23 protein-coding genes are annotated in these 26423 nt (G+C 72.1%); 11 read left to right on the top strand and 12 right to left on the bottom strand.

Annotated features, from left to right (window positions below):
* The first annotated feature begins 87 nt into the window (after positions 1-87).
* A complete protein-coding gene (gene era / locus V7793_RS13005; RefSeq protein ID WP_336005948.1) occupies positions 88-1029 on the top strand; it encodes a GTPase Era in 942 nt (313 codons plus the stop codon).
* A gap of 40 nt (positions 1030-1069) precedes the next feature.
* Here the strand turns inward: era and V7793_RS13000 are convergent, their stop codons facing one another.
* Positions 1070-1342: a protealysin inhibitor emfourin gene (locus V7793_RS13000; protein ID WP_168092169.1), complete on the bottom strand. Its 273-nt coding sequence runs from the start codon at positions 1340-1342 to the stop codon at positions 1070-1072.
* Between the two features lie 29 nt (positions 1343-1371).
* Complete coding sequence (locus V7793_RS12995) at positions 1372-2430, bottom strand: M4 family metallopeptidase (protein ID WP_336005944.1); 1059 nt, start codon at positions 2428-2430, stop codon at positions 1372-1374.
* A 328-nt stretch (positions 2431-2758) separates the two neighbouring features.
* On the opposite strand from V7793_RS12995, the gene leuA reads away from it, so the two are divergent.
* Positions 2759-4528: a 2-isopropylmalate synthase gene (gene leuA / locus V7793_RS12990; protein WP_336005941.1), complete on the top strand. Its 1770-nt coding sequence runs from the start codon at positions 2759-2761 to the stop codon at positions 4526-4528.
* A gap of 199 nt (positions 4529-4727) precedes the next feature.
* Positions 4728-5465, top strand: coding sequence for a tellurite resistance TerB family protein (locus V7793_RS12985; protein WP_168092184.1), 738 nt, complete (start codon positions 4728-4730; stop codon positions 5463-5465).
* Positions 5466-5477: 12 nt separating this feature from the next.
* Here the strand turns inward: V7793_RS12985 and V7793_RS12980 are convergent, their stop codons facing one another.
* On the bottom strand, positions 5478-6602 hold the full coding sequence (locus V7793_RS12980) for a hypothetical protein (RefSeq protein ID WP_336005938.1): 1125 nt from the start codon (positions 6600-6602) through the stop codon (positions 5478-5480).
* A 225-nt stretch (positions 6603-6827) separates the two neighbouring features.
* Between V7793_RS12980 and recO the strand changes: the two genes are divergently transcribed.
* Positions 6828-7574: a DNA repair protein RecO gene (recO, locus tag V7793_RS12975; protein ID WP_336005937.1), complete on the top strand. Its 747-nt coding sequence runs from the start codon at positions 6828-6830 to the stop codon at positions 7572-7574.
* A 30-nt stretch (positions 7575-7604) separates the two neighbouring features.
* Positions 7605-8438, top strand: a complete 834-nt coding sequence (locus V7793_RS12970) for an isoprenyl transferase (RefSeq protein WP_336005934.1) — start codon at positions 7605-7607, stop codon at positions 8436-8438.
* 68 nt (positions 8439-8506) lie between these two features.
* Here the strand turns inward: V7793_RS12970 and V7793_RS12965 are convergent, their stop codons facing one another.
* The 4 genes from V7793_RS12965 to V7793_RS12950 form a co-directional block, all read right to left on the bottom strand.
* On the bottom strand, positions 8507-8917 hold the full coding sequence (locus V7793_RS12965; RefSeq protein ID WP_168092175.1) for a transcriptional repressor: 411 nt from the start codon (positions 8915-8917) through the stop codon (positions 8507-8509).
* A 95-nt stretch (positions 8918-9012) separates the two neighbouring features.
* Positions 9013-9903, bottom strand: coding sequence for a metal ABC transporter permease (locus V7793_RS12960; RefSeq protein ID WP_336005931.1), 891 nt, complete (start codon positions 9901-9903; stop codon positions 9013-9015).
* Entirely contained in the window at positions 9903-10670 is a 768-nt protein-coding gene (locus V7793_RS12955) for a metal ABC transporter ATP-binding protein (RefSeq protein WP_336005929.1), read from the bottom strand. The genes V7793_RS12960 and V7793_RS12955 overlap by 1 nt, the downstream gene beginning before the upstream one ends.
* Before the next feature lie 23 nt (positions 10671-10693).
* Positions 10694-11728: a metal ABC transporter substrate-binding protein gene (locus V7793_RS12950; protein ID WP_443057897.1), complete on the bottom strand. Its 1035-nt coding sequence runs from the start codon at positions 11726-11728 to the stop codon at positions 10694-10696.
* Positions 11729-11892: 164 nt separating this feature from the next.
* Here V7793_RS12950 and V7793_RS12945 point away from each other — a divergent pair, with 164 nt between their 5' ends.
* The 3 genes from V7793_RS12945 (at position 11893) to V7793_RS12935 (ending at position 15281) form a co-directional block, all read left to right on the top strand.
* The gene (locus V7793_RS12945; protein ID WP_058044533.1) at positions 11893-13275 is read left to right on the top strand and encodes a glycine--tRNA ligase; all 1383 of its coding nucleotides are present in this window, start codon (positions 11893-11895) and stop codon (positions 13273-13275) included.
* Positions 13276-13446: 171 nt separating this feature from the next.
* On the top strand, positions 13447-14649 hold the full coding sequence (locus V7793_RS12940) for a sensor histidine kinase (RefSeq protein ID WP_336005920.1): 1203 nt from the start codon (positions 13447-13449) through the stop codon (positions 14647-14649).
* The gene (locus tag V7793_RS12935; RefSeq protein WP_336005917.1) at positions 14637-15281 is read left to right on the top strand and encodes a response regulator transcription factor; all 645 of its coding nucleotides are present in this window, start codon (positions 14637-14639) and stop codon (positions 15279-15281) included. Before V7793_RS12940 ends, V7793_RS12935 begins: the two co-directional genes overlap by 13 nt.
* Before the next feature lie 68 nt (positions 15282-15349).
* Here V7793_RS12935 and V7793_RS12930 read toward each other — a convergent pair whose 3' ends face one another.
* The 3 genes from V7793_RS12930 to V7793_RS12920 all read right to left on the bottom strand — a co-directional run bounded on the left by V7793_RS12930 (position 15350) and on the right by V7793_RS12920 (position 18922).
* Positions 15350-15931, bottom strand: coding sequence for a TetR/AcrR family transcriptional regulator (locus tag V7793_RS12930; RefSeq protein WP_336005914.1), 582 nt, complete (start codon positions 15929-15931; stop codon positions 15350-15352).
* A 410-nt stretch (positions 15932-16341) separates the two neighbouring features.
* Positions 16342-17346, bottom strand: a complete 1005-nt coding sequence (locus V7793_RS12925; protein ID WP_336005911.1) for an aldo/keto reductase — start codon at positions 17344-17346, stop codon at positions 16342-16344.
* A gap of 115 nt (positions 17347-17461) precedes the next feature.
* Positions 17462-18922, bottom strand: a complete 1461-nt coding sequence (locus tag V7793_RS12920) for an MFS transporter (RefSeq protein WP_336005909.1) — start codon at positions 18920-18922, stop codon at positions 17462-17464.
* A 101-nt stretch (positions 18923-19023) separates the two neighbouring features.
* On the opposite strand from V7793_RS12920, the gene V7793_RS12915 reads away from it, so the two are divergent.
* Entirely contained in the window at positions 19024-19902 is an 879-nt protein-coding gene (locus tag V7793_RS12915) for a helix-turn-helix transcriptional regulator (protein ID WP_336005907.1), read from the top strand.
* A gap of 343 nt (positions 19903-20245) precedes the next feature.
* On the opposite strand, the gene V7793_RS12910 is transcribed toward V7793_RS12915, so the two are convergent.
* Together V7793_RS12910 and V7793_RS12905 are read right to left on the bottom strand one after the other, a co-directional pair.
* Positions 20246-20695, bottom strand: a complete 450-nt coding sequence (locus tag V7793_RS12910) for a MarR family winged helix-turn-helix transcriptional regulator (RefSeq protein ID WP_336005904.1) — start codon at positions 20693-20695, stop codon at positions 20246-20248.
* A complete protein-coding gene (locus V7793_RS12905) occupies positions 20692-22110 on the bottom strand; it encodes a DHA2 family efflux MFS transporter permease subunit (RefSeq protein WP_336005902.1) in 1419 nt (472 codons plus the stop codon). Before V7793_RS12905 ends, V7793_RS12910 begins: the two co-directional genes overlap by 4 nt.
* Before the next feature lie 100 nt (positions 22111-22210).
* On the opposite strand from V7793_RS12905, the gene dusB reads away from it, so the two are divergent.
* Together dusB and ppdK are read left to right on the top strand one after the other, a co-directional pair.
* The gene (gene dusB, locus V7793_RS12900) at positions 22211-23353 is read left to right on the top strand and encodes a tRNA dihydrouridine synthase DusB (RefSeq protein ID WP_336005899.1); all 1143 of its coding nucleotides are present in this window, start codon (positions 22211-22213) and stop codon (positions 23351-23353) included.
* 380 nt (positions 23354-23733) lie between these two features.
* On the top strand, positions 23734-26423 hold a 2690-nt coding region (gene ppdK / locus V7793_RS12895), incomplete at its 3' end, for a pyruvate, phosphate dikinase (RefSeq protein WP_336005897.1).

The raw sequence follows: 26423 nt of genomic DNA, 5'->3' as shown, positions 1-26423 counted from the left end.
CGTCGCCGCGTTCGGCGCCGTCCGGCGCCGTCCGGGCGGACGGGCCGCTGGTCGGCGGGTGGGCCGGGATCGGGGAGAATGGCCGGTATGGATAACGCCTCGTCCCCCTCCCGGGCCCCCCACCGCGCGGGCTTCGCGTGCTTCGTCGGCCGCCCCAACGCGGGCAAGTCGACCCTGACCAACGCGCTGGTGGGGACGAAGGTCGCGATCACCTCCAACCGTCCGCAGACCACGCGCCACACCGTGCGCGGCATCGTGCACCGGCCCGACGCCCAGCTGGTGCTCGTCGACACCCCTGGTCTGCACAAGCCGCGCACGCTCCTGGGCGAGCGGCTCAACGACGTGGTCCGCACCACCTGGGCCGAGGTCGACGTCATCGGCTTCTGCCTGCCCGCCGACCAGAAGCTCGGCCCCGGCGACCGCTTCATCGCGAGCGAGCTGGCCGGGATCAAGAAGACCCCGAAGATCGCCATCGTCACCAAGACGGACCTGGTGGACTCCAAGGCGCTTGCCGAGCAGCTGATCGCCATCCAGCAGCTGGGCGAGGAGCTGGGCATCCAGTGGGCGGAGATCGTCCCGGTCTCCGCGGTGGGCGACAAGCAGGTGTCGCTGCTGGCGGACCTGATCGCGCCGATGCTGCCGGAGAGCCCGCCGCTCTACCCCGAGGGCGACCTCACCGACGAGCCCGAGCAGGTCATGGTGGCCGAGCTGATCCGCGAGGCCGCGCTGGAGGGCGTCCGCGACGAGCTGCCGCACTCCATCGCCGTCGTCGTCGAGGAGATGCTGCCGCGGGAGGACCGGCCGGCGAACAAGCCGCTGCTGGACATCCACGCCAACGTCTACATCGAGCGCCCCAGCCAGAAGGGCATCATCATCGGCCCGAAGGGGGCGCGCCTCAAGGAGGTGGGCATGAAGTCCCGCAAGCACATCGAGGCGCTGCTCGGTACCCCGGTCTACCTGGACCTGCACGTGAAGGTCGCCAAGGACTGGCAGCGCGACCCGAAGCAGCTGCGGAAGCTGGGGTTCTAGGCCCCGGGCCGCAGGCCCGTCCGGCTCCGCCGGACAGGCGCTACGCGCCTTCCCGCAGTACCAGCCTGATCAGCTCACGCTGATCATGGCTGACATGAGGGTCCGCACAGTGCACCGTGCGGCCGTCCACGTCGATCTCGTAGTGGAAGCCGTCCGGCACCCCCCGCACGCCCGCCGCCTCGGCGGGCGACGCGGCGAGCGCGCGGTGGGCCAGGGCCTGCACATGGGTGGCGTCGGGCCGGCCGGAGGTGTCCAGCTCGGCCCGCCGCTCGATGCCGGCGAACCCGCCGGTCCGGGTGATGACGATCCGCATGGCGCCATTCTCGCCCCGGCGGGCGGTCTCTACGAGGTGGGGACGCCCACCTCCTCCCACGCCTTGAGGACGGCCTGGACCTCGTCGCCGTCGCCGTAGAGCGTGCGGGCGGTGGCCACGGTCAGCCGGGAGAAGTCCGCGAACTGGGCGTCCTCCTTGAGCTTCCCGCTGGTCAGCGTCGCGTACCAGACCTTGCCCGCGCGCTCCCAGGCGTTGCCGCCGAGCCGGGTGGCCACCAGGTAGAAGGCCCGGTTGGGGATGCCGGAATTGATGTGCACCCCGCCCTGGTCGCGGGAGGTGCGGACGAAGTCGTCCATGTGGCCGGGCTGCGGGTCCTTGCCGAGGACGTCGTCCTCGTAGGCCGTGCCCGGCTCCTTCATGGAGCGCAGGGCCACCCCGCGGTCCACGCCCGGGCCCAGCAGCCCCTGGCCGATCAGCCAGTCGGCCTGGTCGGCGGACTGCCCCAGGGCGTACTGCTTGATCAGCGAGCCGAAGACGTCCGAGACGGACTCGTTCAGCGCCCCGGACTGGCCGTAGTACTCCAGGTTCGCCGTGTACTGGGTGACACCGTGGGTGAGCTCGTGGCCGATGACGTCCACGGGGATGGTGAAGTCCAGGAAGACGTCGCCGTCGCCGTCACCGAAGACCATCTGGTTGCCGTCCCAGAAGGCGTTGTTGTAGCCCTCGCCGTAGTGGACGGTGGCGTCCAGCGGCAGGCCCGCGTCGTCGATGGAGCGGCGGCCGTACGCCTTGAGGTACAGCTCGAAGGTGGCGCCGAGCCCGGCGTACGCGCGGTTGACCGTGGCGTCCTTCGACGCCGGGTCGCCCTCGCCGCGCACCTTTTTGCCCGGCTGTACCGCCCGGTGCTGGGCGTCGTAGATCGTCCGCTTCGGACTGTCGGAAGGGGTGCCCGCAAGGGCGGCGAGGCCGCGCAGGGCGGTGACCCGGCGCCGGGTGCGCTGCGCCGAGTCGTGCTCCAGGGTGCGCTGCGCGAGATCGGCGCGCGCGGAGTCCTCGGACCGGGCGAGCTTGTCGAGCACGTGCGGCGGGACGATGGTGCAGAAAACGCTCTTCACGTTGTCACTCATGGCCCGAATCTGACAGTGGCCCCCGGCCTTGTCAGGCCCCGGTGCGCCGATTAACACAATCGAGTGGCACCGTTCCGCGTTCCGCCCGTGTCCCGCATGCTGGAACGCCCGTACCGCATCCCGTCCGGCTCGGCTACCGTGCTGTGCATCATGCGTTTCGGGCTGCTTCTTCTTAGCTGCCGCGGCGAGGGTCTGTAGTCGATCGGCCGACCCCCTCCCCGCGGTGTGAGGCGTTGCGGTCACCCGTGGTGACCTGCCCGTCGGCCTCCCCCGAGCTCGCCGCCGAGCCGGGGGAACCCCACCTCAGGACTTACGAGGAGCCCCGCAGATGCCCGAGACCTCCGCTTCCGTCGGCCGTCCCACCCCCCTCACCGCGGCGACCGTGACCCAGCGCCCCTCCGGGATGCCGGTGCACAAGTACCGCCCCTACGAGGCCGTGGACATCCCGGACCGCACCTGGCCCGGCAAGCGGATCACCGCGGCTCCCCGCTGGCTGTCGACCGACCTGCGCGACGGCAACCAGGCGCTGATCGACCCGATGTCCCCGGCCCGCAAGCGCGAGATGTTCGACCTGCTGGTCCGCATGGGCTACAAGGAGATCGAGGTCGGCTTCCCGTCCTCCGGCGCCACCGACTTCGACTTCGTCCGCTCGATCATCGAGGAGGACGCGATCCCGGAGGACGTGACGATCTCCGTCCTCACCCAGGCGCGCGAGGAGCTGATCGAGCGCACGGTGGAGTCCCTGCGGGGGGCCCGCCGCGCCACCGTCCACCTGTACAACGCCACCGCGCCGGTCTTCCGGCGGGTCGTCTTCCGCGGCTCGCGCGAGCAGGTCAAGCAGATCGCGGTCGACGGCACCCGGCTGGTCGTGGAGTACGGGGAGAAGATCCTCGGCGACGAGACGGTCTTCGGCTTCCAGTACAGCCCGGAGATCTTCACCGATACCGAGCTGGACTTCGCGCTGGAGGTCTGCGAGGGCGTCATGGACGTCTGGCAGCCCGAGGCCGGCCGCGAGATCATCCTGAATCTGCCGGCCACCGTCGAGCGCTCCACGCCCTCCACCCACGCCGACCGCTTCGAGTGGATGTCGCGGCACCTGTCGCGCCGCGAGCACATCTGCCTGTCCGTGCACCCGCACAACGACCGGGGCACCGCCGTCGCCGCCGCCGAGCTGGCGGTCATGGCCGGGGCCGACCGGGTCGAGGGCTGCCTGTTCGGCCAGGGCGAGCGCACCGGCAACGTCGACCTGGTCACCCTGGGCATGAACCTGTTCTCCCAGGGCGTCGACCCGATGATCGACTTCTCGCAGATCGACGAGGTGCGGCGGACCGCCGAGTACTGCAACCAGATGGAGGTCCACCCGCGCCACCCCTACGCGGGCGACCTGGTCTACACCGCCTTCTCCGGCTCCCACCAGGACGCCATCAAGAAGGGCTTCGAGGCGATGGCCGGCACCGCCGCCGCCGAGGGCAAGAGCGTGGACGACATCGAGTGGGCCGTCCCCTACCTGCCGATCGACCCCAAGGACGTCGGCCGCTCCTACGAGGCCGTCATCCGCGTGAACTCGCAGTCCGGCAAGGGCGGCATCGCGTACGTCCTGAAGAACGACCACAAGCTGGACCTGCCGCGCCGGATGCAGATCGAGTTCTCGAAGATCATCCAGGGCAAGACCGACGCCGAGGGCGGCGAGGTCACCCCCGCCGAGATCTGGTCGGTCTTCCAGGACGAGTACCTGCCCACCGAGGGCAACCCCTGGGGCCGGATCGCGCTGCGCACCACGCAGACCTCCACCACGAGCGAGGGCAGCGACGCGCTGACCGTCGAGGCGGTCGTGGACGGCTCCGACACGGTGCTGACGGGTACCGGCAACGGTCCGATCTCGGCCTTCGTGGACGCGCTGGCCACCACCGGCGTCGACGCCCGGGTCCTGGACTACAGCGAGCACACCATGAGCGAGGGCGCCACCGCCCGCGCCGCCTCGTACATCGAGTGCGTGATCGACGGCCGGGTGCTGTGGGGCATCGGCATCGACCCGAACACCACGCGCGCCTCGATCAAGGCCGTCGTCTCGGCGGTCAACCGGGCCTACCGGGCCTGAGGCGGGGCGGCCGCCGGGCCGCTGCCGGTCCGCCGTCAAGGGGACGACGGGTAATCCACCGTATCCGGTGGCCCCGTGGCGGGTTCCCCCGTATGACGCCCGCACTCTGCGCACGGGGTACTGACGTCGCATCATCGATGTGGCTAACATCACGTCAACGCGGCGACGAGGCCGTGGCGTTATGGAGGTGTGCGCCGTGATGCACGCGCAGGGCCGACCCGGCCGGGACCGGTGTGTGGTGGGCGTACGCACCGTATGGCGCACGGTCGGCGACGGCGAGTTCTACTGTCCCGGCTGCGGCGGCGACCGCAATTACCGCCGCCGCACCGGGCGCCGCCGCCTCGTGGCCTTCGGCCTGCCGCTGCTGCCGCGCGGCCCCGTCGGGCCGGTCGTGGAGTGCTCCGCGTGCCGTGCCCGCTACGGCACGGACGTCCTCGACCACCCCACCACCACACGCTTCTCCGCGATGCTGCGCGACGCCGTGCACACCGTCGCGCTCGCCGTCCTCGCAGCGGGCGGTACCGAGGCCCGTACGGTCCGCAGAGCGGCCGTCGGCGCGGTCCGGGCCGCGGGGTTCACGGACTGCAGCGAGGAGCAGCTGATCACCCTGATCGAGGCCCTCGCCGCCGACACGGGGCGGCTGCCCGGCGCCTACGGCACCGACCTGGGCACCCCGTCCCCCTACGCCGGGCGGGACGGCTTCGACCCCCGGGGCACGGCCCTCGCCATCGAGCTCCACGAGGCGCTGGAGCCCCTCGCCCCCCACCTCGCCCCCGCCGGCCGCGAATCGATCCTGCTGCAGGGCGCCCGCATCGCCCTCGCCGACGGCCCCTACCGGCCCGCCGAGCGCGAGGTGCTCGCCACGGTCGGCCGGGCGCTCATGCTCTGCCCGGAGGACACGGACCGGCTGCTGGCCGCGGCGCGGACGCCGTCGTAGGGCCCCCGCCGCTCAGGAGCCGTACCCGGACAGCTGGACGGGCTCCTGAGTGCCCGCCCCGCCCGGGGCCGGCTCCTGCAGGGCGCCCAGGACCCACGGCGCGTGCTTGCGCTGCACGCCGATGAGCACCTCCCCGTCGCCGTCGCGGCAGACCACGACCACCTGGCGGAGCGCCTTCCGCCGGCCCCCCGCCTCCGCGGTGACGCGCGCCGGGTCCGACCGGTGCGGCACGCGGACGCCCTCCACGACCAGCGTGCGCGGCAGCGCCCTGCGGAGCGTGCGGCCCGCCGGATCGGGGGTCACCGCGAGCAGGCCGGGACCCGCCACCAGGTACGGGCCGATGAGCTCGGCGCCGTACGGGGTGTCCGCCGCGACCCCGCCCTCGAAGCGCTTCTCCTTGCCGGGGACGGCCGGGGCGAGCCCGCTCTCCGCCGGCCGCCGCCGCACCCGCACCCGCCACGAGGCGCCGAGGACGACCGGCACCGCCCCCGCGCCGGTCAGCGTCAGGGCCGTCGGCACCGTGTCCGTGACCAGGGCCGCGACGAACGCGACGACGGCGATCAGGATCCCCGCGCACGCGGGCACGGTGGTCTGCCAGGTGTACCGCTCGGGGGCGCGGGCGGAGTGCCGGACCATCCAGTAGGCGATCCCGGCGAACGTCGCGCCCAGGACGAGCAGCCCGAGGCCGCAGGCGAACGGCAGGCGGTAGGCGTCCTTTGGCTGGTCGGCCGTCAGCTGCACGGTGCCGCGGAAGTCGACGAAGCGGATCTTGCCGCGCCAGTAGGTGGCGCGCACCTTGTCGCCGGGCTTGACCTCGGCGAAGACCGAGAGCGGCCCGTTCATGTCCGCGTGGTGGGTGGAGCCGTCGCGCCCCGTGAACGTGAGCCAGTAGTGGGTCGTCTTGCCCTGCGGAGCGGTCTCGGTGTGCTTCACCGCGCCCTCGACCACCTTGCGGCACTCCAGGGCCGGCTCGTCGCCCACGCACGCGGGAGCCGTGGCGAAGGCCCGGCTGTCGGCGCGCCTGTCCGGCACGGTGACGAACAGCAGGAACAGCGCGGCGAGCACGCACAGAAGGGCCGCGGCCGCGGTGGAACGGACGGGGTGGCGCCTGCGGCGCCGGCGGCGGATGGGGGTCACCGGGTACTCACTGGGGGGAGGAAGATCGACATGGGGGTCACATTGTGCCTCCGGAGGCGGGGACGTTCAGCCTTCGTCGGTACGGGACAATAACTGCATGAGCCTCTTCCGCGACGACGGCGTCGTCCTCAGGACCCAGAAGCTCGGTGAGGCCGACCGCATCATGCTGTTTCCTCCCGGGGGGCAACCCCCGGACCCCCGGCCGGACACCCGAGGGGGTGCGCGTTGAGTCTCTTCCGCGACGACGGCGTCGTCCTGCGCACCCAGAAGCTCGGTGAGGCCGATCGGATCATCACTCTCCTCACGCGCGGCCACGGCCGCGTGCGCGCCGTCGCGCGCGGGGTGCGGCGGACCAAGTCGAAGTTCGGGGCGCGCCTGGAGCCGTTCTCGCACGTCGATGTGCAGTTCTTCGCGCGGGGGAGCGAGCTCGTCGGGCGGAGCCTGCCGCTGTGCACGCAGAGCGAGACCATCGCCGCGTACGGCGGCCCCATCGTCGCCGACTACGCGCGCTACACCGCCGGCACCGCCATGCTGGAGACCGCCGAGCGGTTCACCGACCACGAGGGCGAACCCGCCGTGCAGCAGTACCTGCTGCTCGTCGGCGGCCTGCGCACGCTCGCCGCGGGCGAGCACGCCCCGGGCCTGATCCTGGACGCCTTCCTGCTGCGCTCCCTGGCCGTCAACGGCTACGCGCCCAGCTTCGAGGCCTGCGCCCGGTGCGGAATGCCGGGTCCGAACCGTTTCTTCTCGGTGGCCGCCGGCGGCGTGGTCTGCGGGGAGTGCCGGGTGCCCGGAAGCGTCGTACCCTCCTCGGAGGCGATCGGGCTGCTCGGCGCGCTGCTGACGGGCGACTGGGCGACGGCGGACGCCTGCGAGCCGCGCCACGTCAGGGAGGGCAGCGGCCTGGTCGCGGCGTATCTGCACTGGCACCTGGAGCGCGGCCTCCGTTCGCTCCGGTATGTCGAGAAATAGGGAAACAGGGACCAAGGAGTAGTGGCACGCATGGCACGACGCGGGATTCTGGGCCGTTCCCGACGCGAGTACCGCACACCCGAGCCGCACCCGTCCGGGGCGCGGCCGCCGAAGATCCCCGGCGAGCTGGTCCCCGAGCACGTCGCGATCGTCATGGACGGCAACGGCCGCTGGGCCAAGGACCGCGGCCTGCCGCGCACCGAGGGCCACAAGGTCGGCGCCGAGCGCGTGCTGGACGTGCTGCAGGGCGCGATCGAGATGGGCGTCGGCAGCATCTCCCTGTACGCCTTCTCCACCGAGAACTGGAGGCGTTCGCCGGACGAGGTGCGCTTCCTGATGAACTTCAACCGCGACTTCATCCGCAAGACCCGCGACCAGCTCGACGAGCTCGGTATCCGGGTGCGCTGGGTGGGCCGCATGCCCAAGCTGTGGCGGTCGGTGGCCAAGGAGCTCCAGATCGCTCAGGAGCAGACCAAGGACAACGACAAGCTCACGCTGTACTTCTGCATGAACTACGGCGGGCGCGCGGAGATCGCGGACGCGGCGCAGGCGCTGGCCGCCGATGTGAAGGCGGGCCGGCTCGACCCGTCGAAGGTCAGCGAGAAGACCTTCGCGAAGTACCTCTACTACCCGGACATGCCCGACGTGGACCTGTTCCTGCGCCCCTCGGGCGAGCAGCGCACGTCCAACTACCTGATCTGGCAGAGCGCTTACGCCGAGATGGTCTTCCAGGACGTGCTCTGGCCGGACTTCGACCGCCGCGACCTGTGGCGGGCGTGCCTGGAGTACGCGTCGCGGGACCGCCGGTTCGGCGGGGCGATCCCCAACGAGCAGCAGCAGGCGGAGGAGCAGGGCACCGCGTGAGCTGAGCGCGCGCGGATACGCAAGAGGGCCCCGGCATCGCCCGGGGCCCTCGGTGCACGCGGCCGGTGTCAGCGCTTCGCGGCGCACTCCCCGCACGTGCCGAAGATCTCGATGGTGTGCGCGACGTCCACGAAGCCGTGCTCCTCGGCGATGGAGTCCGCCCACTTCTCGACGGCGGGGCCCTCCACCTCGACGGCCTTGCCGCACAGCCGGCACACCAGGTGGTGGTGGTGCCCGCTGGAGCAGCGGCGGTAGACCGCCTCGCCCTCGCTGGTGCGCAGCACGTCGACCTCGCCCGCGTCGGCGAGGGACTGCAGCGTGCGGTAGACGGTGGTCAGGCCGACCGACGCGCCGCGGTGCCTGAGCATGTCATGGAGTTCTTGCGCGCTACGGAACTCGTCCACCTCATCGAGCGCGGCCGCCACCGCTGCCCGCTGCTTGGTGGACCGGCCGCGTACGGGGGGACCCGCGGTCGCCACAGTTGCCTCCTCCAGCTCGCCTGAACACCCATCCGCACATGTCGCACGGCAATTGTGCCAGTCCGCGCGGGCGGGTGGGCAAGCCCGGACGGGCGTCAGACCTTGACGTCGTCCCCGGCCGTGCGCGCGCCCGGCACGTCCAGGGTGCATTCCTCGGCCGCCGCGGCCTTCCCCGCGCGCCGCTTCGCCAGGGGTGCGGCGAGCGCGGTGAGGACGACGAACAGGCCGATGGCGAAGAGCACGATGGTCGCGCCGGAGGGCACGTCGGCGTAGTAGGACGTGGCGGTGCCGGAGAGGGTCACCGTGACGCCGATGCCCACCGCGAGGGCGAAGGTCGCCTTGAAACTGCGGGCGATCTGCTGCGAGGCGGCGACCGGGATCACCATCAGGGCGCTGACGAGCAGCAGGCCGACGACGCGCATGGCGACGGTGACGGTGACGGCGGCGGTGACGGCGACGAGCAGGTTCAGCAGCCGCACCGGCAGCCCGGTGACGCGCGCGAACTCCTCGTCCTGGCAGATGGCGAAGAGCTGACGGCGCAGCCCGACCGTGGTGAGGATCACAAAGGCGGCCAGGATGCAGATCGCGACGATGTCCTCCTCCGAGACCGTGGCGATCGAGCCGAAGAGGTAGCTGCTCAGGTTGGCGCTGGAGCCGTTGTCGGAGAGGTTCATCAGCATCACGCCGCCGGCCATGCCGCCGTAGAAGAGCATCGCGAGGGCGATGTCGCCGCGCGTCCGCCCGTACCAGCGGATCAGCTCCATGACGACGGCGCCCGCGATGCACACGGCCGTGGCCGTCCACACGGGGCTCGCGTTCATCAGGAAACCGAGGCCGACGCCGGTGAGGGCGACGTGCCCGAGGCCGTCGCCCATGAGGGCCTGGCGGCGCTGGACGAGGTAGGTGCCGATGGCGGGCGCGGTGACGCCCACGAGGAGCGCCGCGAGCAGGGCCCGCTGCATGAAGGCGAGGTCGAGGATGTCCATCAGGTCAGCAGCCCTGTCCGAATCGGTTCCGCAGCCGGGCCGGCGTGCGGGTGTACGTGGTCGTGGCCGGGCAGCGCGTGCTGGCCGACGGCCTCCGGCGGCGGGCCGTCGTGGACGACGCAGCCGTCGCGCAGCACGACCGCCCGGTCGATGAGCGGCTCCAGGGGGCCGAGCTCGTGCAGCACCAGCAGGACGGTGGCCCCGCGGGCGACCTGGGCGCGCAGTGCGTCGGCGAGGACCTCCTGGCTCGCGAGGTCGACGCCCGCCATCGGCTCGTCCATGATCAGCAGCTCGGGTTCGCCGGCCAGGGCGCGCGCGATGAGGACCCGCTGGTGCTGGCCGCCGGAGAGGGCGTCGACGGAGTCCCCGAGCCGGTCGTCCATGCCGACGAGCTCCAGGGCGCGTATGACCGCCTCCTTGTCGGCCTTGCGCATCATCCCGAACCGGGTGCGGGCCAGCCGCCCGGAGGAGACGACCTCGCGCACGGTCGCGGGGACCCCGCCGGCGGCGGTGGTGCGCTGCGGCACGTAGCCGACGCGGGCCCAGTCGCGGAAGCGCCGCCGGGGCATGCCGAAGAGCTCCAGCTCGCCGCCGGTGAGCGGCACCTGGCCGACGATGCTGCGCACAGCCGTGGACTTGCCCGAGCCGTTGGCGCCGAGCAGGGCGACGACCTCGCCGGGCCGTACGGTCAGGTCCACGCCGCGCAGCACCGGGCGGCCGCCCAGGCTCGCGGTGGCGCCCCGCAGGGATATGACGGGCTGCTCCATGGCTGCTGTCTCCTTCGGGTTGCTCACTTGGTGCCGAGCGCCTTCTGCAGGGCGGCCAGGTTGGCCTCCATGACCTCGACGTAGTCGTGGCCCCTGGACTTGTCCGTGATGCCCTCCAGCGGGTCCAGCACGTCGGTCTTCAGCTTCAGGTCCTTGGCCAGCGTCTTCGCGGTGGCCGGGCTGGCGAGGGTCTCGAAGAAGATCGTCGAGACGTTGTGCTCCCCGGCGAGCTTGTGCAGGTCCTTGATGCGGGCGGCGCTGGGCTCGGACTCGGGGTCGAGGCCGCTGATGGCCTCCTCGGTCAGGCCGTAGCGCTCGGCGAGGTAGCCGAAGGCCGCGTGGGTGGTGATGAAGGTGTCCGAGGCGCGGTTCTTCAGCCCGTCCTTGAACTTGGCGTCCAGGGCGCCGAGCTTCTTCACCAGGGCGCCGGCGTTCTTCTCGTAGTCGCCCTTGTGCTCGGGGTCGGCCTCGGCGAGGGTCTTGGCGACGCCCTTGGCGGCCTCGGCGTACTTCACCGGGTCGAGCCAGATGTGGGGGTCGGCGCCGCCGCCGTGGTCGTGGCCCTCGTGGCCGTGCTCGTCGTGGCCCTCGTCCGCGTGCTCGTCGTGGCCGTGCTCGTCGTGCCCGTGCTCGTCGTGGTGCTTGCCGTCGACCTCGTCGCCGTGCTTCTCCAGGGCGGTGAGGGAGGCCACGTCCACGGCGTGCTTGTTCTTCGACTGCTTGATCGCCTCGTCCACGGCGGGCTGGACGCCCTTGAGGTAGACGATCGCGCCGGCCTCGCCCAGGGAGCCGATCTGCTTGGGCTTGAGCTCCAGGTCGTGCGGTTCGACGCCGGGCTTGGTCAGGTTGGTGACGCTGACGTGCTCGCCGCCGATCTGCTCGGCGAGGTACTGCATGGGGTAGAACGACGCCACGACGGACAGCTTGCCGTCCTTCGCCTTGCCGGCCGTGTCCGAGGAGCAGGCCGAAAGGCTCAGCAGCCCCAGAACGGCGGCTGCGGCGACGGCTGCGGTGGGTATTCGGGTGGTATGGGCGGGGCGGAGACGGCTGACGTTCATGACAGTCATTTTCAACAAAAATGGAAACGATTGTCAACAAGGTGATCCGGCCGAGGGCGCGGAGGGGCATGGTCAAGCCAAGGCCAGAGCCGATTTGATTAGGAGGGTGGCAGCGCCGGTAACCTGAGTCATTCGCTGTTCGTCGTCGCAATGAAGAGAGCACCGTGGCCGCCGACAAGATCGACACCATCGTCAGCCTGAGCAAGCGCCGTGGCTTCGTCTATCCGTGCAGTGAGATCTATGGCGGACAGCGTGCCGCCTGGGATTACGGTCCGCTGGGCGTGGAGCTCAAGGAGAACATCAAGCGCCAGTGGTGGCGCTCCATGGTCACCTCGCGCGACGACGTCGTCGGTCTCGACTCGTCGGTGATCCTGGCCCGTGAGGTCTGGGAGGCGTCCGGCCACGTCGCGACCTTCACCGACCCGCTGACCGAGTGCACCTCCTGCCACAAGCGCTACCGCGCCGACCACCTGGAGGAGGCGTACGAGGCCAAGCACGGCAAGCTGCCCGAGAACGGCCTCGCCGACCTCAACTGCGCGCACTGCGGCACCAAGGGCGCCTTCACCGAGCCCAAGCTGTTCTCCGGTCTGCTGTCCACCCACCTGGGCCCGACCCAGGACTCCGGTTCGGTCAGCTACCTGCGCCCCGAGACCGCGCAGGGCATCTTCACCAACTTCGCCCAGGTCCAGCAGACCTCGCGGAAGAAGCCGCCGTTCGGTATCGCCCAGACCGGCAAGTCCTTCCGCAACGAGATCACGCCGGGCAACTTCATCTTCCGCACCCGCGAGTTCGAGCAGATGGAGATGGAGTTCTTCGTCAAGCCGGGCGAGGACGAGACCTGGCACGAGTACTGGATGGAGCAGCGCTGGAGCTGGTACACCGGCCTCGGCATGCGCGAGGAGAACATGCGGTGGTACGAGCACGCCGCGGAGAAGCTCTCCCACTACTCCAAGCGCACCACTGACATCGAGTACCGCTTCAACTTCGGCGGCACCGAGTTCTCCGAGCTGGAAGGCATCGCCAACCGCACGGACTACGACCTGAAGGCCCACTCCCAGGCCTCCGGCCAGGACCTGACCTTCTTCGACCAGGAAGCCGGCGAGCGCTGGTTCCCGTACGTCATCGAGCCGGCGGCCGGCCTGAACCGCGCCATGCTCGCCTTCATGCTCGACGCGTACAACGAGGACGAGGCCCCCAACGCCAAGGGCGTCATGGAGAAGCGCGTCGTGATGCGCCTCGACCCGCGCCTGGCCCCGGTCAAGGTCGCCGTCCTCCCGCTGTCCCGCAACCCGCAGCTGTCCCCGAAGGCCAAGGGCCTGGCCACGGACCTGCGCAAGAACTGGAACATCGAGTTCGACGACGCGGGCGCCATCGGCCGCCGCTACCGCCGCCAGGACGAGATCGGCACGCCGTTCTGCGTCACGGTCGACTTCGACACGCTCGAGGACAACGCCGTGACCGTCCGCGAGCGCGACACGATGAAGCAGGAGCGCGTCTCCCTCGACCAGATCGAGGGCTACCTGGGCTCGCGTCTGCTGGGCTGCTGACGTCTTTTTCGCAACGGCCGGAGGCCCCGTTCCCCGCTCGGCGGGGACCGGGGCCTCCGGCCTTTCCGCGTTCCCTCCCCGGGCATCCGCCCGAGGGTGGCACCAGTTGCACCACCGAGCCGGACGCCAGCACCATCGCCCGCCCCTGACCTGCGCACTTACCGTGTGACCATGCGAATCCCCACCCCTGTCCGCCGCCCCTTCGACGGGGCCGGCCGCGCCGCCGTCTTCCTCGCCGTCGGCGGGCTCGTCCAGTTCGGGGCGCTCGCCGTGCTGGCGGTGCCGTGGCTGGACGGCGGGCCGACGAAGGCGTCGAGCTGCCTGCTCGCCCTCGCGGTGATGACGGCGGTCCTCGGGGCCGCCTGCCCCGTGCTGACACGGGCGCAGCGGGCGCGGTTCCGGGCGTGGCTCGGGGTGGAGATACCGGTCGCGGGGCGGTCCTGGTCGTGGCGGCAGCTGGGCTACCACCTGGTGGCGGGGCCGCTGATCGCGCTCGGCGGCGCGCTGACGCTGCTGCTGGGGGCGGCGGCCGCGGTGGCCGCCACGGTCTACATCTGGGTCTGGGCCCTGCCGCCCGGAACGCGGCTGGCGCAGGTGGGTTACGCCGTACAGGCCGCCTACCTCACCGCCGCCGGACTCGCCGGGATCTACGGCGCGGCCTGGCTCTCCGGCGCGCTCGCCCGGCTCGACACCCGCGCCGCCACGGCCCGCCTCGGCCCCAGCCGCACCGAGGTGCTGGAGCAGCGCGTCGAGGAGGTCGCCGCGAGCCGCGCCGGCGTGGTGGACGCCGCGGACGCCGAGCGCCGCCGCATCGAACGCGACCTGCACGACGGGGCCCAGCAGCGGCTCGTGTCGATGGCGGTCAACCTGGGGCTGGCCAAGGTGACGCTCAAGGACCTGCCCGACGAGGCCCGCCAGGTCATCGACGAGGCGCACCGCGAGGCCAAGGAGGCCATCGCCGAGCTCGGCAACCTCGTGCGCGGCCTGCACCCGGCCGTGCTGGAGGACCGCGGCCTCGACGCCGCCCTGTCCGGCATCGCCGAACGGACGCCCCTGCCCGTGGGGCTGACGGTCGATCTCGCCGACCGGCCCGCCCCGACCGTCGAGGCCGTCGCCTACTTCGTGGTCTCCGAAGCGCTCGCCAACGTCGTCAAGCACGCGCGGGCGACCCGGGCCGGCGTCCGCGTCGAACGGCGAGGGGGGATACTTCTCGTCGTCGTCACCGACGACGGCGTGGGCGGGGCCGACCCTGCGGGCGGCAGCGGGCTGGCCGGGCTGGCCAAGCGGGTCGCGTCGGTCGACGGCACGTTCTCGATCAGCAGCCCCGCGGGGGGCCCGACCGTCGTGACTGTGGAGCTGCCGTGCGCGCCGTGATCGCCGAGGATTCCGTCCTGCTCCGGGTCGGCCTGGTGAAGGTCCTGGAGGCGGCCGGGTTCGACGTGGTCGCGGAGACCGGCGACGCGGAGGCGCTGCTGGCGGCGATGGAGGAGCACCGGCCCGGCCTCGCCGTCCTCGACGTGCGCATGCCGCCCGGTTTCACCGACGAGGGCGTGCGCGCCGCGCTCGTCATCCGCAAGCAGTGGCCGGACACGGCCGTGCTGCTGCTCTCCCAGTACGTGGAGGAGCGCTACGCCGCCGACCTGCTGTCCGGGGACACGCGCGGCGTCGGCTACCTGCTCAAGGAGCGGGTCGCCGACGTGGAGGAGTTCATCGACGCCCTGCGGCGCGTCGCGGCCGGCGGCACCGCGCTCGACCCGCAGGTCGTCTCGCAGCTGCTGCTGCGCCGCCACAGCGATCCGCTGGACCGGCTCACGCCGCGCGAGCGCGACGTGCTGGAGCTGATGGCGTCCGGGCGGTCGAACGCGGGGATCGCGGAGGGGCTGGTCGTCAGCGAGAGCGCCGTCGCCAAGCACATCAACTCGATCCTGGCGAAGCTGGACCTGCCGAAGGCGGACGCGGACCACCGGCGGGTGCTGGCGGTCCTGCGGTTCCTCGGCGTGGGCTGACCGGGCGCGGGCTGACGGGGCGTCGGACGGCGGGGCCTCGGACGGCGGGGGCGCGGGCTGACGGTTTTTCAGCCCTGCAGGCCGCGCAGCAGCAGGTAGCAGACGGCGTCGAACGCGGCGTCGATCCCCGGGAGGGACCAGTCCGCGGCGTACGCCGGGTCGTGGAAGCGGTTCGTCGCGTCCCAGAGGGCGCGGGCCGTGGCCGCGGGGTCGGTCACGGCGAACTCGCCGCCGCGGACGCCGCTCTCCACGATGCGGGCCAGCTGCCCGATCATCGTCTCGATGTGCCGGTCCACCGTGGCGCTGTTCTCGCCGACGAGGACCATGTACGTGGCGAACAGCTCGGGGTCGTCCCCCGCCTTGCGCCGCTTCGCGGCGAACAGCGCGGCGAGCCAGGAGCGCAGCCGCGGGCCGGCGGGGCCGTCCGCGTCGGCGACGGCCGACAGCTCCGCGTGGGAGAGGTCGAGCCAGCGCTGCGTGACGGCCTCCCGCAGGGCGGCCTTGCTGCCGAAGTGCCGGTAGACGCTGCCGTGGCTGACGCCCAGCGCACGTGCGACGTCGACCACGGTGGCCTTGGCGGGCCCGAAGCGGCGCAACACGTCCTCGGTGGCTTCGAGAATGCGCTCGGGAGTCAGCGGCGCGGGCGTCATACGGGCTCGTACCTTTCGGCTGGGGGCGGGCGGTTCCGGTGATACGCCCAGATGGACGGTACCTGTCCGGCGCCGACCGCGTTCATCCGGCGGAGCCGGGCGGATCCTTCCGCCGCCGCGGACGTATGTTTCCGCCGCCGCGGCGAGCAGCCACCGCGGTGGAGTCCGGCGGTGCCGTTCCGGCCTTCCGGCCTCGGGTCCGGGTTGCTCGGCACCGCCGGGTGCGTCGGTGGGGGTTGCGCGCCGTCGCGGCGGGTTTTCCTGCCGGGGCGGGAAGGGCTGAGAGGCCGTGTGTCCCGGCCCCGCCGCGGCGGACGCATCTTCCGCCGCCGCGGCGAGCAACCACCGTCGTGGGGTCCGGCGGTGCCGGACGCACCCCGCCCGAGGGCCGGGCGAGCCGCCCGCAGGGCTCACCGTTCGCTGTCGAGGTGGGCCATCTGGGACTCCGGGTAGCGCGCGCCGGCCGCCGCGCCGGCGGGGACGGCCGCCTCGATGGCGGCGAGGTCGCCGGCGTCCAGGGTCAGGCCGAGCGCGCCGAGCGCCTCCGTGAGGCGGTCGCGGCGGCGGGCGCCGACGAGGGGGACGATGTCCTCGCCCTGGGCGAGGACCCAGGCGATGGCGGTCTGCGCGACGCTCGCGCCCTTGCTCTCGGCGACCTTGCGCAGCGCGTCGACCAGGTCGAGGTTGCGCTGCAGGTTCTCGCCCTGGAAGCGCGGGCTCATGCCGCGGAAGTCACCCGCGCCGAGCTGCCGGTCCCGGCTGAAGTGGCCGCTGATGAGGCCACGCGAGAGCACGCCGTACGCGGTGACGCCGATGCCCAGCTCGCGGGCGGTGGGCAGGATCTCCTCCTCGATGCCGCGGGAGATCAGCGAGTACTCGATCTGCAGGTCGGAGATGGGCGCCACGGCCGCGGCCCGGCGCAGGGTGTCGGCGCCCACCTCGGAGAGGCCGATGTGGCGCACGTGGCCGGCTTCGACGAGCTCGGCGATGGCGCCGACCGTCTCCTCGATCGGCACGTCGGGGTCGACGCGGGCGATGCGGTAGACGTCGATGTGGCCGGTGCCCAGGCGCTGCAGGGAGTAGGCGGCGAAGTTCTTCACCGCGGCGGGGCGGCCGTCGTAGCCGGACCAGCCGCCGTCCGGGTCGCGCAGGGCGCCGAACTTGACGCTGGTGAGCGCCTTGGCGCGGTGGGCCTCGCTCGTGGTGCGCAGGGCTTCGCCGATGAGCAGTTCGTTGTGGCCCATGCCGTAGAAGTCGCCGGTGTCGATCAGGGTGACGCCGGCGTCGAGGGCGGCGTGGATCGTGGCGATCGACTCGGCCCGGTCGGCTTCGCCGTAGAGGGCGGACATGCCCATCGCGCCGAGACCGAGGGCGGAGACCTGGGGGCCGGTGGTGCCGAGGGTGCGGTGCTGCACGGGAGCTCCTTCGGAGGGGAAGCGGGCAGAAAGGGGCAATCCACCCAGAAGTGGGTAAGCCGGATTGCGGGCTCCCTCGAAGAGTGACACATGAACTGACAGATTTCAATATCTGTCAGTCGTTCGTTCGTGGGAGCCGCAACGTCAGCAGCACCGTCGCCACCACCGTCACCAGCTGCACCCCCAGCGTCACCGCGAGCGCATCCCGCATCCCCACCGCGTCCGACAGCGACAGGAACAGCGACCCGAGCGTGGCCACGCCCAGCGCCATGAACGACTGCTGCGTGGTGACCATGACCCCGCTGCCCACGCCCGCCTGCGCCACCGGCACCTCGCTCAGCACCGTCCGCAGCGTCAGCGGCAGCAGCAGCCCCTGGCCCAGACCCTGGACGGCCAGCGCCACGCACGGGCCCCACAGGTCCGCCGCGTCCCAGCCCCGGTAGAAGGCCGCCGCCACCGCGAGCAGCCCGGCCCCCTGCACCAGCGCCCCGGCCGTCACGGCCCGCCGGCCGTACCGGCTGAACAGCCGCGGCCCGGCCAGCGAGCCGGCGAAGAACGTCACGCACATCGGCACCAGCGACAGCCCCGCCGCCAGCGGCCCCAGCCGCAGCCCCTCCTGCAGCACCACCGCCAGGACGAACATGAAGCCGCCCCAGCCCAGCGAGAACGGCACCAGCACCGCCAGCCCCGTACGCACCGAGCGCACCCGCAGCAGCGACGGCGGCACCAGCGGGGCCCGACCCTCCCCGCCGGACCGCTCCAGGCGCCGCTCCGTGACGGCGAACGCCACCGCCGCGAACGGGAAGACCGCCAGCAGCACCCACGCCCACACCGGCCAGCCCGTCGCCCGGCCCTCCGTCAGCGGAACCAGCAGGGAGACCAGCGACAGCGACAGCAGCACCGTGCCCAGGCCGTCCACCCGCGTCGGTCGGGCCGAGCGGGTCTCGGGCACCGCGCGGCCCGCCAGGATCAGCGCGACCGCCGCGACCGGCGCGTTCACCAGGAAGATCGACCGCCAGCCGCTGCCCGCGACGTCGGCGGCGACCAGCACCCCGCCGAGCACCTGGCCGACCGTGGCGGACACCCCGGCCGTACCGCTGTAGAAGCTGAGCGCCCGGGCCCGGGCCGCCCCGCTCGTCGTGGCCTGGATCGTCGCCAGCACCTGCGGCAGCATCAGCGCGGACGCCGCGCCCTGCGCCATCCGCGCGACCACCAGCTCCCACGCGCCCGGCGCCAGACCGCACGCCACCGACGTCACCCCGAACGCGGCCGTGCCCCACAGGAACAGCCGGCGCCGCCCCACCATGTCGCCGAGCCGCCCGCCGAGCACCAGCAGGACGGCGTACGCGACCCCGTAGCCGCCGACCACCATCTCCAGGAGCGCCGGGCCCGCGTGCAGGTCGTGGTCGATGGCGGGCAGGGCGACGTTGACGATGAAGAAGTCGACCATGGGCAGTGCCGCGCCGGTCAGCACGGTGAACAGGCCCAGGGGGGACAGGGCGGGATGTGGGGCGGGCTGCGGGACGGTGGCGGCAACGGCCGCTTCGGTGGGGGAGGTTATCCGGGTATCGCTCACCGTCCCGACGATGCCCGCTCGCCCAGCCCGGTACCAGAGCCTTCTTATCCTGGTACCAGCACTACCTGGAACGGGCCGCCGGCCTCGCGCACGCTGGAGGCATGACCACAATGCTGCAGGAATTCCGGGCCGTCCCCGCGCCCACCGCCGACGACGTGCGCCGCGGGGAGCTCGCCGCCTTCCTGCGCAGCCGCCGCGAGCGCGTCTCCCCCGAACAGGCCGGGCTGCCGCGCGGGCCCCGGCGGCGTACGCCCGGGCTGCGCCGGGAGGAGGTCGCCCACCTCGCCGCCGTCGGCGTCACCTGGTACACGTGGCTGGAACAGGCCCGCGACATCAAGGTCTCGCCGCAGGTCCTCGACGCCGTCGCCCGCGCCCTCCAGCTCGACCGCAGCGAGCGCAGCCACCTCTTCGCCCTCGCGGGCGCGGTCGATCCGCTGCCGGAGACCGACTGCCCCGGGGTCTCCGCGGACCTGCGGATGATGCTGGACCGGCTGGAGCCGTTCCCCGCCTGCATCCAGAACTCGCGCTACGACATCCTCGCCTACAACCGCACCTACAGCGCGCTGATGTGCGACCTCGACAAGCTGCCGCCCGAGGAGCGCAACTGCATGTGGCTCGCCTTCACCAACGCCGAGGTGCGGGCCACGTTCGTCGACCGGGAGGAGACGATCCGGGCCATGGCGGCCAAGTTCCGCGCGGCCATGGCCGAGCACCTCGCCGACCCGGCCTGGAAGCACCTGCTGGCGAAGCTGCTGCGGGCGTCACCGGAGTTCCGGGCGCTGTGGGCCCGCCACGAGGTTGCCCCTGTCACGGCCTACCGCGTCCGCACCCTGTGGCACGCCCGCACGGGCGAACTCCACCTGAACCACACCAGCCTCTGGACGGGCCCCCACCCGGGCGGACGCCTCGTGACATTCACTCCCGCGGACGCCACGACTCACGAACGCCTGGCGGCGCTGACGCGCGGGCCGACGGCCTGACCCGGTACGGGGCGCGGCCGCCGGCCGCGCGGTCCGGCACCGCCGGGAAGCGCCGTCGGGAAGCGCCGTCGGGGTCCTCGCCGTCGCGGCGGGAGTCTTTCCGCCGCGGCGGTGAGCAACCATCACGGTGGTGTCCGGCGGTGCCGGGCGGGCCTTCGGCCCGGCGTGTGCGGGCGGTTCGGCACCGTCGGGAGCGTCGTTCGGGTTCTCGCCGTTGCGGCGGATATTTTGGCCGCCGCTGCGGCGAGCGCCCCCCCCCCGCCGTGGAGCCCGGCGGTGCCGGACCGGCCTGGGTCCGGGGCAGGCAGGCCGGCCGGACCGGCCTTCGGGCCGGCTCGCGGCCTTACTCCGAAGCGTTCCGCTCCGGTGTTCCCGTCAAGCGGGCCGTGATGCGGGCCAGGGCCGCGAGGTCTTCCGGGGGGAGGGCCAGGAGGGCCGGGGGCGGGGTGCCGAGGATGGCTTCGGCCCGGGCCGCCGCCTCATGGCCCGCCGGGGTGGCCGAGACGATCTTCGAGCGGCGGTCGGCCGGGTTCGCGGTGCGTTCCACCAGGCCGCGCCCGGCGAGGTCGTCCACGACCAGCGTGGTGTAGGGCCGGTCGGTGAGCAGCTGTTCGGCCAGTTCGCGGAGCGTGAGCGGGCCCCGGGCGATCCGCCGCAGGGCCTTGATGCGGAAGAAGCTCATGCCGAGCGCCTCGACGACCTCCTTGCGGCGCTCGTTGCCGCCGAGGACGATCTCCCGCAGCTGCCCCCAGGCACGCTGCGCGGCCTCGTCGTGTGTGTCGTGCGCGGTCATGGTGTCGTCACCGGGGTCCTGTTCCGCTCGGCGTGGGGGTCGGGGCGGGCCGCGGCGCGCTCGGCGGTCCGGGCGGCCCAGCGGCCGGTGGTGATCGTACCGACCAGGAGGACGGCCGCACCGCAGCCCGCGACGATCCACCAGCCGGTCTCCTGCAGCCCCGCGGCGACGGCCGCGCCGATCACGGCGACGCCCAGCGAGCTGCCGACCTGCCGGCTGGTGGAGGCGACGGCGGCGGCGACCCCGGCCCGGGCGCGCGGCAGGCCGGAGACGGCGGTGTTGGTGATGGGCGCGTTGACCAGGCCGAAGCCGATGCCGAAGAGGACGTAGGCGGTGAACAGCAGGACATCGGAGGAGCCCGCGTCGAAGGCGGCGAAGAGCAGGCCGCTCGCCGTCATGGCCACCCCGGCGAGCAGCAGCGGCAGCCGCGGCCCGCGGACCCCGACCAGCCGGCCGGACAGCGGCGCGAAGACCAGGCACATGACGGCCATGGGCAGCATGTAGAGGCCGGCGTCGAGGGCGGAGAGGCCGCGCTCGTTCTGCAGGTGCAGGGTGTTGAGGAAGAGGAAGCCGCCGAGCGCGGCGAAGGCGGACACCGCGGTGACGGTGGCGCCGCTGAAGGGCGCGCTGCGGAAGAGCCGCGGTTCGATCAGAGGTTCCGCGCGGCGCCGCTCGTAGGGGACGAGCGTGGCGAGGGAGGCGGCGGCGACGGCGAAGCAGCCGAGGATGAGCGGCGAGCCCCACCCCGCGGCGGCGCCCTCGATGATCCCGTACGTGAGCGAGCCGAGCAGTGCGATCACCAGCAGCTGGCCGACGGGGTCGGCCCGGCGGGCGGTGGCGGCGCGGGACTCGGGCACGTACCGCGCGGTCATGGCGAGCGCGGCCAGCCCGACCGGCAGGTTGATCCAGAAGATGGCCCGCCAGCCGGTCGTCTCGACGAGCGCGCCGCCGATGATCGGCCCGGCGGCCATGCTGATGCCGACGACACCGCCCCACACGCCTATGGCGCGGGCCCGCTCCCGGGGGTCGGTGAACGTGTTGGTGATGATCGACATGGCGACGGGGTTGAGCATGGAGCCGCCCACGGCCTGCACCATGCGGAAGACGATCAGCCAGCCGAGCCCCGGCGCCAGGCTGCACAGCACGGAGCCGGCGGTGAAGAGGACGAGCCCGGCCTGGAAGACGCGTCTGCGGCCGAGCCGGTCGGCGGTCGAGCCGGCGAGCATCAGCAGCGAGGCGAGGACGAGGGTGTAGGCGTCGATCGTCCACTGCAGCCCGGAGACGGAGGCGCCGAGCTCCCGCTGCATGGAGGGCAGCGCCACGTTGAGGATCGTGTTGTCGAGGCTCACCATCAGCAGGCTCGTACAGCAGATGGCGAGGATCAGCAGCCGGCGGCGCCGGGAGAGCTCAGGCACGGGGACCCCCTGGGAGCGGGCGCACAACAGATAGTTGTACATCTCCAATGATTTTAAGAGTACAACTAAACTCCCGGTCGCGGTACGCGACAATGGGCCCATGACGAATGACGCCGCCACGCCGCTCCAGATCGGCCCGCACACCGTGTGGCCGCCGGTGGTCCTCGCCCCCATGGCGGGCATCACCAACGCGCCCTTCCGCACGCTGTGCCGCGAGTTCTCCGGCGGCAAGGGGCTGTTCGTCAGCGAGATGATCACCACCCGCGCCCTGGTCGAGCGCGACGCCAAGACCATGCGGCTGATCCACTTCGACGGCACCGAGAAGCCCCGCTCGATCCAGCTCTACGGCGTCGACCCGGTCACCGTCGGCAAGGCCGTCCGCATGATCGTGGACGAGGACCTGGCCGACCACATCGACCTCAACTTCGGCTGCCCGGTCCCCAAGGTCACCCGCAAGGGCGGCGGCTCGGCCCTGCCCTACAAGCGCAACCTGCTGCGCTCGATCCTGCGCGAGGCCGTCGGCAACGCCGGCAGCCTCCCGGTGACGATCAAGATGCGCAAGGGCATCGACGACGACCACATCACCTTCCTCGACGCCGGCCGGATCGCCGTCGAGGAGGGCGTCACCGCCGTCGCCCTGCACGGCCGCACGGCTGCCCAGCACTACAGCGGCACCGCCGACTGGGAGGCCATAGCCCGTCTCAAGGAGGCCGTGCCGGAGATCCCCGTGCTCGGCAACGGCGACATCTGGTCGGCGGACGACGCCGTGCGGATGATGCGCGAGACCGGCTGCGACGGCGTCGTCGTCGGCCGCGGCTGCCTGGGGCGCCCGTGGCTCTTCGGCGACCTGGTCACGGCCTTCGAGGGCGGCGGCGCCTTCGCCGCGCCCACCCTGCGCGAGGTGGCTCGCGTGATGCTGCGCCACGCCACGCTCCTCGGCGAGTGGCTGGAGAGCGAGGAGCGCGGCGTCATCGACTTCCGCAAGCACGTGGCCTGGTACACCAAGGGCTTCTCCATCGGCTCGGACATGCGCAAGAAGCTGGCGATCGCCTCGTCCCTGGACGAGCTGGACGCTCATCTGAGCGAGCTGGATCTGGACCAGTCCTGGCCGGTCGGCGCCGACGGCCCCCGCGGCCGTACGTCCGGCCGTAACCGCGTGGTGCTCCCGGACGGCTGGCTGGACGACCCGTACGACTGCGCGGCCGTCAGTGCGGACGCCGAACTCGACACATCCGGCGGCTGAGGAGGCGTGATTCTCGCCACCCCTGATCAGGGTCCCGCTCAGATGAGCGTCTGATCCGGGGGTGCATCTCTTGAGGGGTGGCACTGCGTGCCACCCCTCTTGCTTTCACAAGTCGACGGCTCACCTCGCCGTCGATCGACCCTCCGTGATCTGCCGACTTCTTTTTGTCATTCTGTCTTCAGAAGTCGAACGATCGGCTTTCGGGCCCTTTACCGGGGCGTGACTTTCGATCTGCTGGCTGACAGGCGGTTACGCCCATATGGCCGGGGGGTGGACCTCCTCATAAGCCTTCGATCTGGGTACGCTCCCCGCCGTCAGCACGTTTGAGCACGCCTTCCCCCAACTGTGTACGGGGGGACCCCAGTGAGGAGTCGAGTCCCGTGCCGGAAACCACAGATCAGCAGAAGTTCGTCTACGACTTCACCGAGGGCAACAAGGACCTGAAGGACCTGCTCGGCGGGAAGGGCGCCAACCTCGCCGAGATGACCAACCTCGGCCTGCCCGTACCCCCCGGCTTCACCATCACCACCGAAGCCTGCAAGGTCTACCTCGAGAGCGGCACCGAGCCCGTCGCCCTGCGCGACGAGGTCTCCGCCCACCTCGACGCCCTCGAGAAGCAGATGGGCAAGAAGCTGGGGCAGGCGGACGACCCGCTGCTGGTCTCGGTCCGGTCCGGTGCCAAGTTCTCCATGCCCGGCATGATGGACACCGTCCTCAACATCGGGCTCTCCGACGCCTCCGTGGCCGGGCTCGCCGCCCAGGCCGGGAGCGAGCGCTTCGCGTGGGACTCCTACCGCCGCCTCATCCAGATGTTCGGCAAGACCGTCCTCGGCGTCGACGGCGAACTCTTCGAGGAGGCCCTCGAGGAGGCCAAGCGCGCCAAGGGCGTCACCACCGACGTCGAGCTCGACGCCGCCGACCTGCAGCGCCTGGTCGAGGAGTTCAAGGGCATCGTCGCCAAGGAGACCGGCCGGGACTTCCCGCAGGAGCCGCGCGAGCAGATGGACCTCGCCGTCCGGGCGGTCTTCGACTCGTGGAACGGCGACCGCGCCAAGCTCTACCGCCGCCAGGAGCGCATCCCCGGCGACCTCGGCACCGCCGTCAACATCTGCTCCATGGTCTTCGGCAACCTCGGCCCCGACTCCGGCACCGGCGTCGCCTTCACCCGCGACCCCGCCAGCGGCCACCAGGGCGTCTACGGCGACTACCTGCAGAACGCCCAGGGCGAGGACGTCGTCGCGGGCATCCGCAACACCGTGCCGCTCGCCGACCTGGAGCGCATCGACAAGGCGTCCTACGACCAGCTGATGCAGATCATGGAGACGCTCGAGACGCACTACAAGGACCTGTGCGACATCGAGTTCACCATCGAGCGCGGCAAGCTGTGGATGCTGCAGACCCGCATCGGCAAGCGCACCGCGGGCGCGGCCTTCCGTATCGCCACGCAGCTGGTGGACCAGGGCCTGATCGACGAGGCCGAGGCGCTGCAGCGGGTCACCGGCGGGCAGCTCGCGCAGCTGATGTTCCCGCGCTTCGACGACAAGGCGAACACCGAGCTGCTGGGGCGCGGCATCGCGGCCTCGCCCGGCGCGGCCGTCGGCAAGGCCGTCTTCGACTCCTACACCGCCGTGAAGTGGTCGCGCTCGGGCGAGAAGGTCATCCTCATCCGCCGCGAGACCAACCCCGACGACCTCGACGGCATGATCGCCTCCGAGGGCATCCTCACCTCGCGCGGCGGCAAGACCTCGCACGCGGCCGTCGTCGCCCGCGGCATGGGCAAGACCTGTGTCTGCGGCGCCGAGGAGCTGGAGGTCGACACCAAGCGCCGGCGTATGACCGCCCCCGGCGGGGTCGTCATCGAGGAGGGCGAGGTCGTCTCCATCGACGGCTCGACCGGCAAGGTCTACCTCGGCGAGGTGCCCGTCGTCCCCTCCCCGGTCGTCGAGTACTTCGAGGGCCGCATGCAGGCCGATGCGGCCGGTGCGGACGAGCTCGTCCAGGCCGTGCACCGGATGATGTCCTACGCCGACGGCGGCCGCCGCCTGCAGGTCCGGGCCAACGCCGACAACGCCGAGGACGCCGCCCGCGCCCGCCGCTTCGGCGCCCAGGGCATCGGCCTGTGCCGCACCGAGCACATGTTCCTCGGCGAGCGCCGCGAGATGGTCGAGCGCCTGATCCTCGCCGACACCGAAGCCGAGCGGGACGAGGCCCTCGGGGCCCTGCTGCCCCTGCAGAAGGCCGACTTCGTCGAGCTCTTCGAGGCCATGGACGGGCTGCCGGTCACCGTCCGCCTGCTCGACCCGCCGCTGCACGAGTTCCTCCCCGACATCACCGAGCTGTCGGTGCGGGTCGCGCTCGCCGAGGCCCGCCGCGAGCCGCACGAGAACGAGCTGCGCCTGCTCCAGGCCGTGCACAAGCTCCACGAGCAGAACCCGATGCTCGGCCTGCGCGGCGTCCGCCTCGGCCTCGTCATCCCGGGCCTGTTCGCCATGCAGGTGCGGGCCATCGCCGAGGCCGCGGCCGAGCGCGCGACCGCCGGCGGCGACCCGCGTGCCGAGATCATGATCCCGCTGGTGGGCACCGTCCAGGAGCTGGAGATCGTCCGTGAGGAGGCCGAGCGGGTCATCGCCGAGGTCGAGCAGGCCACCGGCACCGGCCTGGGGCTCACCCTCGGCACCATGATCGAGCTGCCGCGGGCCGCGCTCACGGCCGGCCAGATCGCCGAGGCCGCCGAGTTCTTCTCCTTCGGCACCAACGACCTGACCCAGACCGTGTGGGGCTTCTCCCGCGACGACGTCGAGGCGAGCTTCTTCACCGCGTACCTGGAGAAGGGCATCTTCGGCGTCAGCCCCTTCGAGACCATCGACAAGGACGGCGTCGGCTCGCTGGTGCGCGCGGCCGCCGAGGCCGGCCGGGCCACCCGCCCCGACCTCAAGCTCGGCGTCTGCGGCGAGCACGGCGGCGACCCCGAGTCGGTGCACTTCTTCCACGAGGTGGGCCTGGACTACGTCTCCTGCTCCCCCTTCCGCATCCCCGTGGCGCGCCTGGAGGCCGGCCGTGCCGCCGCGCT

This window comes from Streptomyces sp. KLMMK, assembly GCF_036961605.1.
Lineage (GTDB): Bacteria > Actinomycetota > Actinomycetes > Streptomycetales > Streptomycetaceae > Streptomyces > Streptomyces telluris.
This window is presented reverse-complemented; position numbering and strand designations above follow the sequence as displayed.

What these genes read in the sequence shown, in the direction of transcription:
- V7793_RS12910 (WP_336005904.1), bottom strand. Translation starts at nt 20,695, where the DNA reads ATGACCGCGCACGACACACACGACGAGGCCGCGCAGCGTGCCTGGGGG.
- V7793_RS12915 (WP_336005907.1), top strand. Translation starts at nt 19,024, where the DNA reads ATGACCACAATGCTGCAGGAATTCCGGGCCGTCCCCGCGCCCACCGCC.
- dusB (WP_336005899.1), top strand. Translation starts at nt 22,211, where the DNA reads ATGACGAATGACGCCGCCACGCCGCTCCAGATCGGCCCGCACACCGTG.
- V7793_RS12970 (WP_336005934.1), top strand. Translation starts at nt 7,605, where the DNA reads ATGGCACGACGCGGGATTCTGGGCCGTTCCCGACGCGAGTACCGCACA.
- V7793_RS12940 (WP_336005920.1), top strand. Translation starts at nt 13,447, where the DNA reads ATGCGAATCCCCACCCCTGTCCGCCGCCCCTTCGACGGGGCCGGCCGC.
- V7793_RS12930 (WP_336005914.1), bottom strand. Translation starts at nt 15,931, where the DNA reads ATGACGCCCGCGCCGCTGACTCCCGAGCGCATTCTCGAAGCCACCGAG.
- V7793_RS12960 (WP_336005931.1), bottom strand. Translation starts at nt 9,903, where the DNA reads ATGGACATCCTCGACCTCGCCTTCATGCAGCGGGCCCTGCTCGCGGCG.
- era (WP_336005948.1), top strand. Translation starts at nt 88, where the DNA reads ATGGATAACGCCTCGTCCCCCTCCCGGGCCCCCCACCGCGCGGGCTTC.
- V7793_RS12995 (WP_336005944.1), bottom strand. Translation starts at nt 2,430, where the DNA reads ATGAGTGACAACGTGAAGAGCGTTTTCTGCACCATCGTCCCGCCGCAC.
- V7793_RS13000 (WP_168092169.1), bottom strand. Translation starts at nt 1,342, where the DNA reads ATGCGGATCGTCATCACCCGGACCGGCGGGTTCGCCGGCATCGAGCGG.
- V7793_RS12955 (WP_336005929.1), bottom strand. Translation starts at nt 10,670, where the DNA reads ATGGAGCAGCCCGTCATATCCCTGCGGGGCGCCACCGCGAGCCTGGGC.
- V7793_RS12950 (WP_443057897.1), bottom strand. Translation starts at nt 11,728, where the DNA reads ATGAACGTCAGCCGTCTCCGCCCCGCCCATACCACCCGAATACCCACC.
- V7793_RS12985 (WP_168092184.1), top strand. Translation starts at nt 4,728, where the DNA reads ATGCACGCGCAGGGCCGACCCGGCCGGGACCGGTGTGTGGTGGGCGTA.
- leuA (WP_336005941.1), top strand. Translation starts at nt 2,759, where the DNA reads ATGCCCGAGACCTCCGCTTCCGTCGGCCGTCCCACCCCCCTCACCGCG.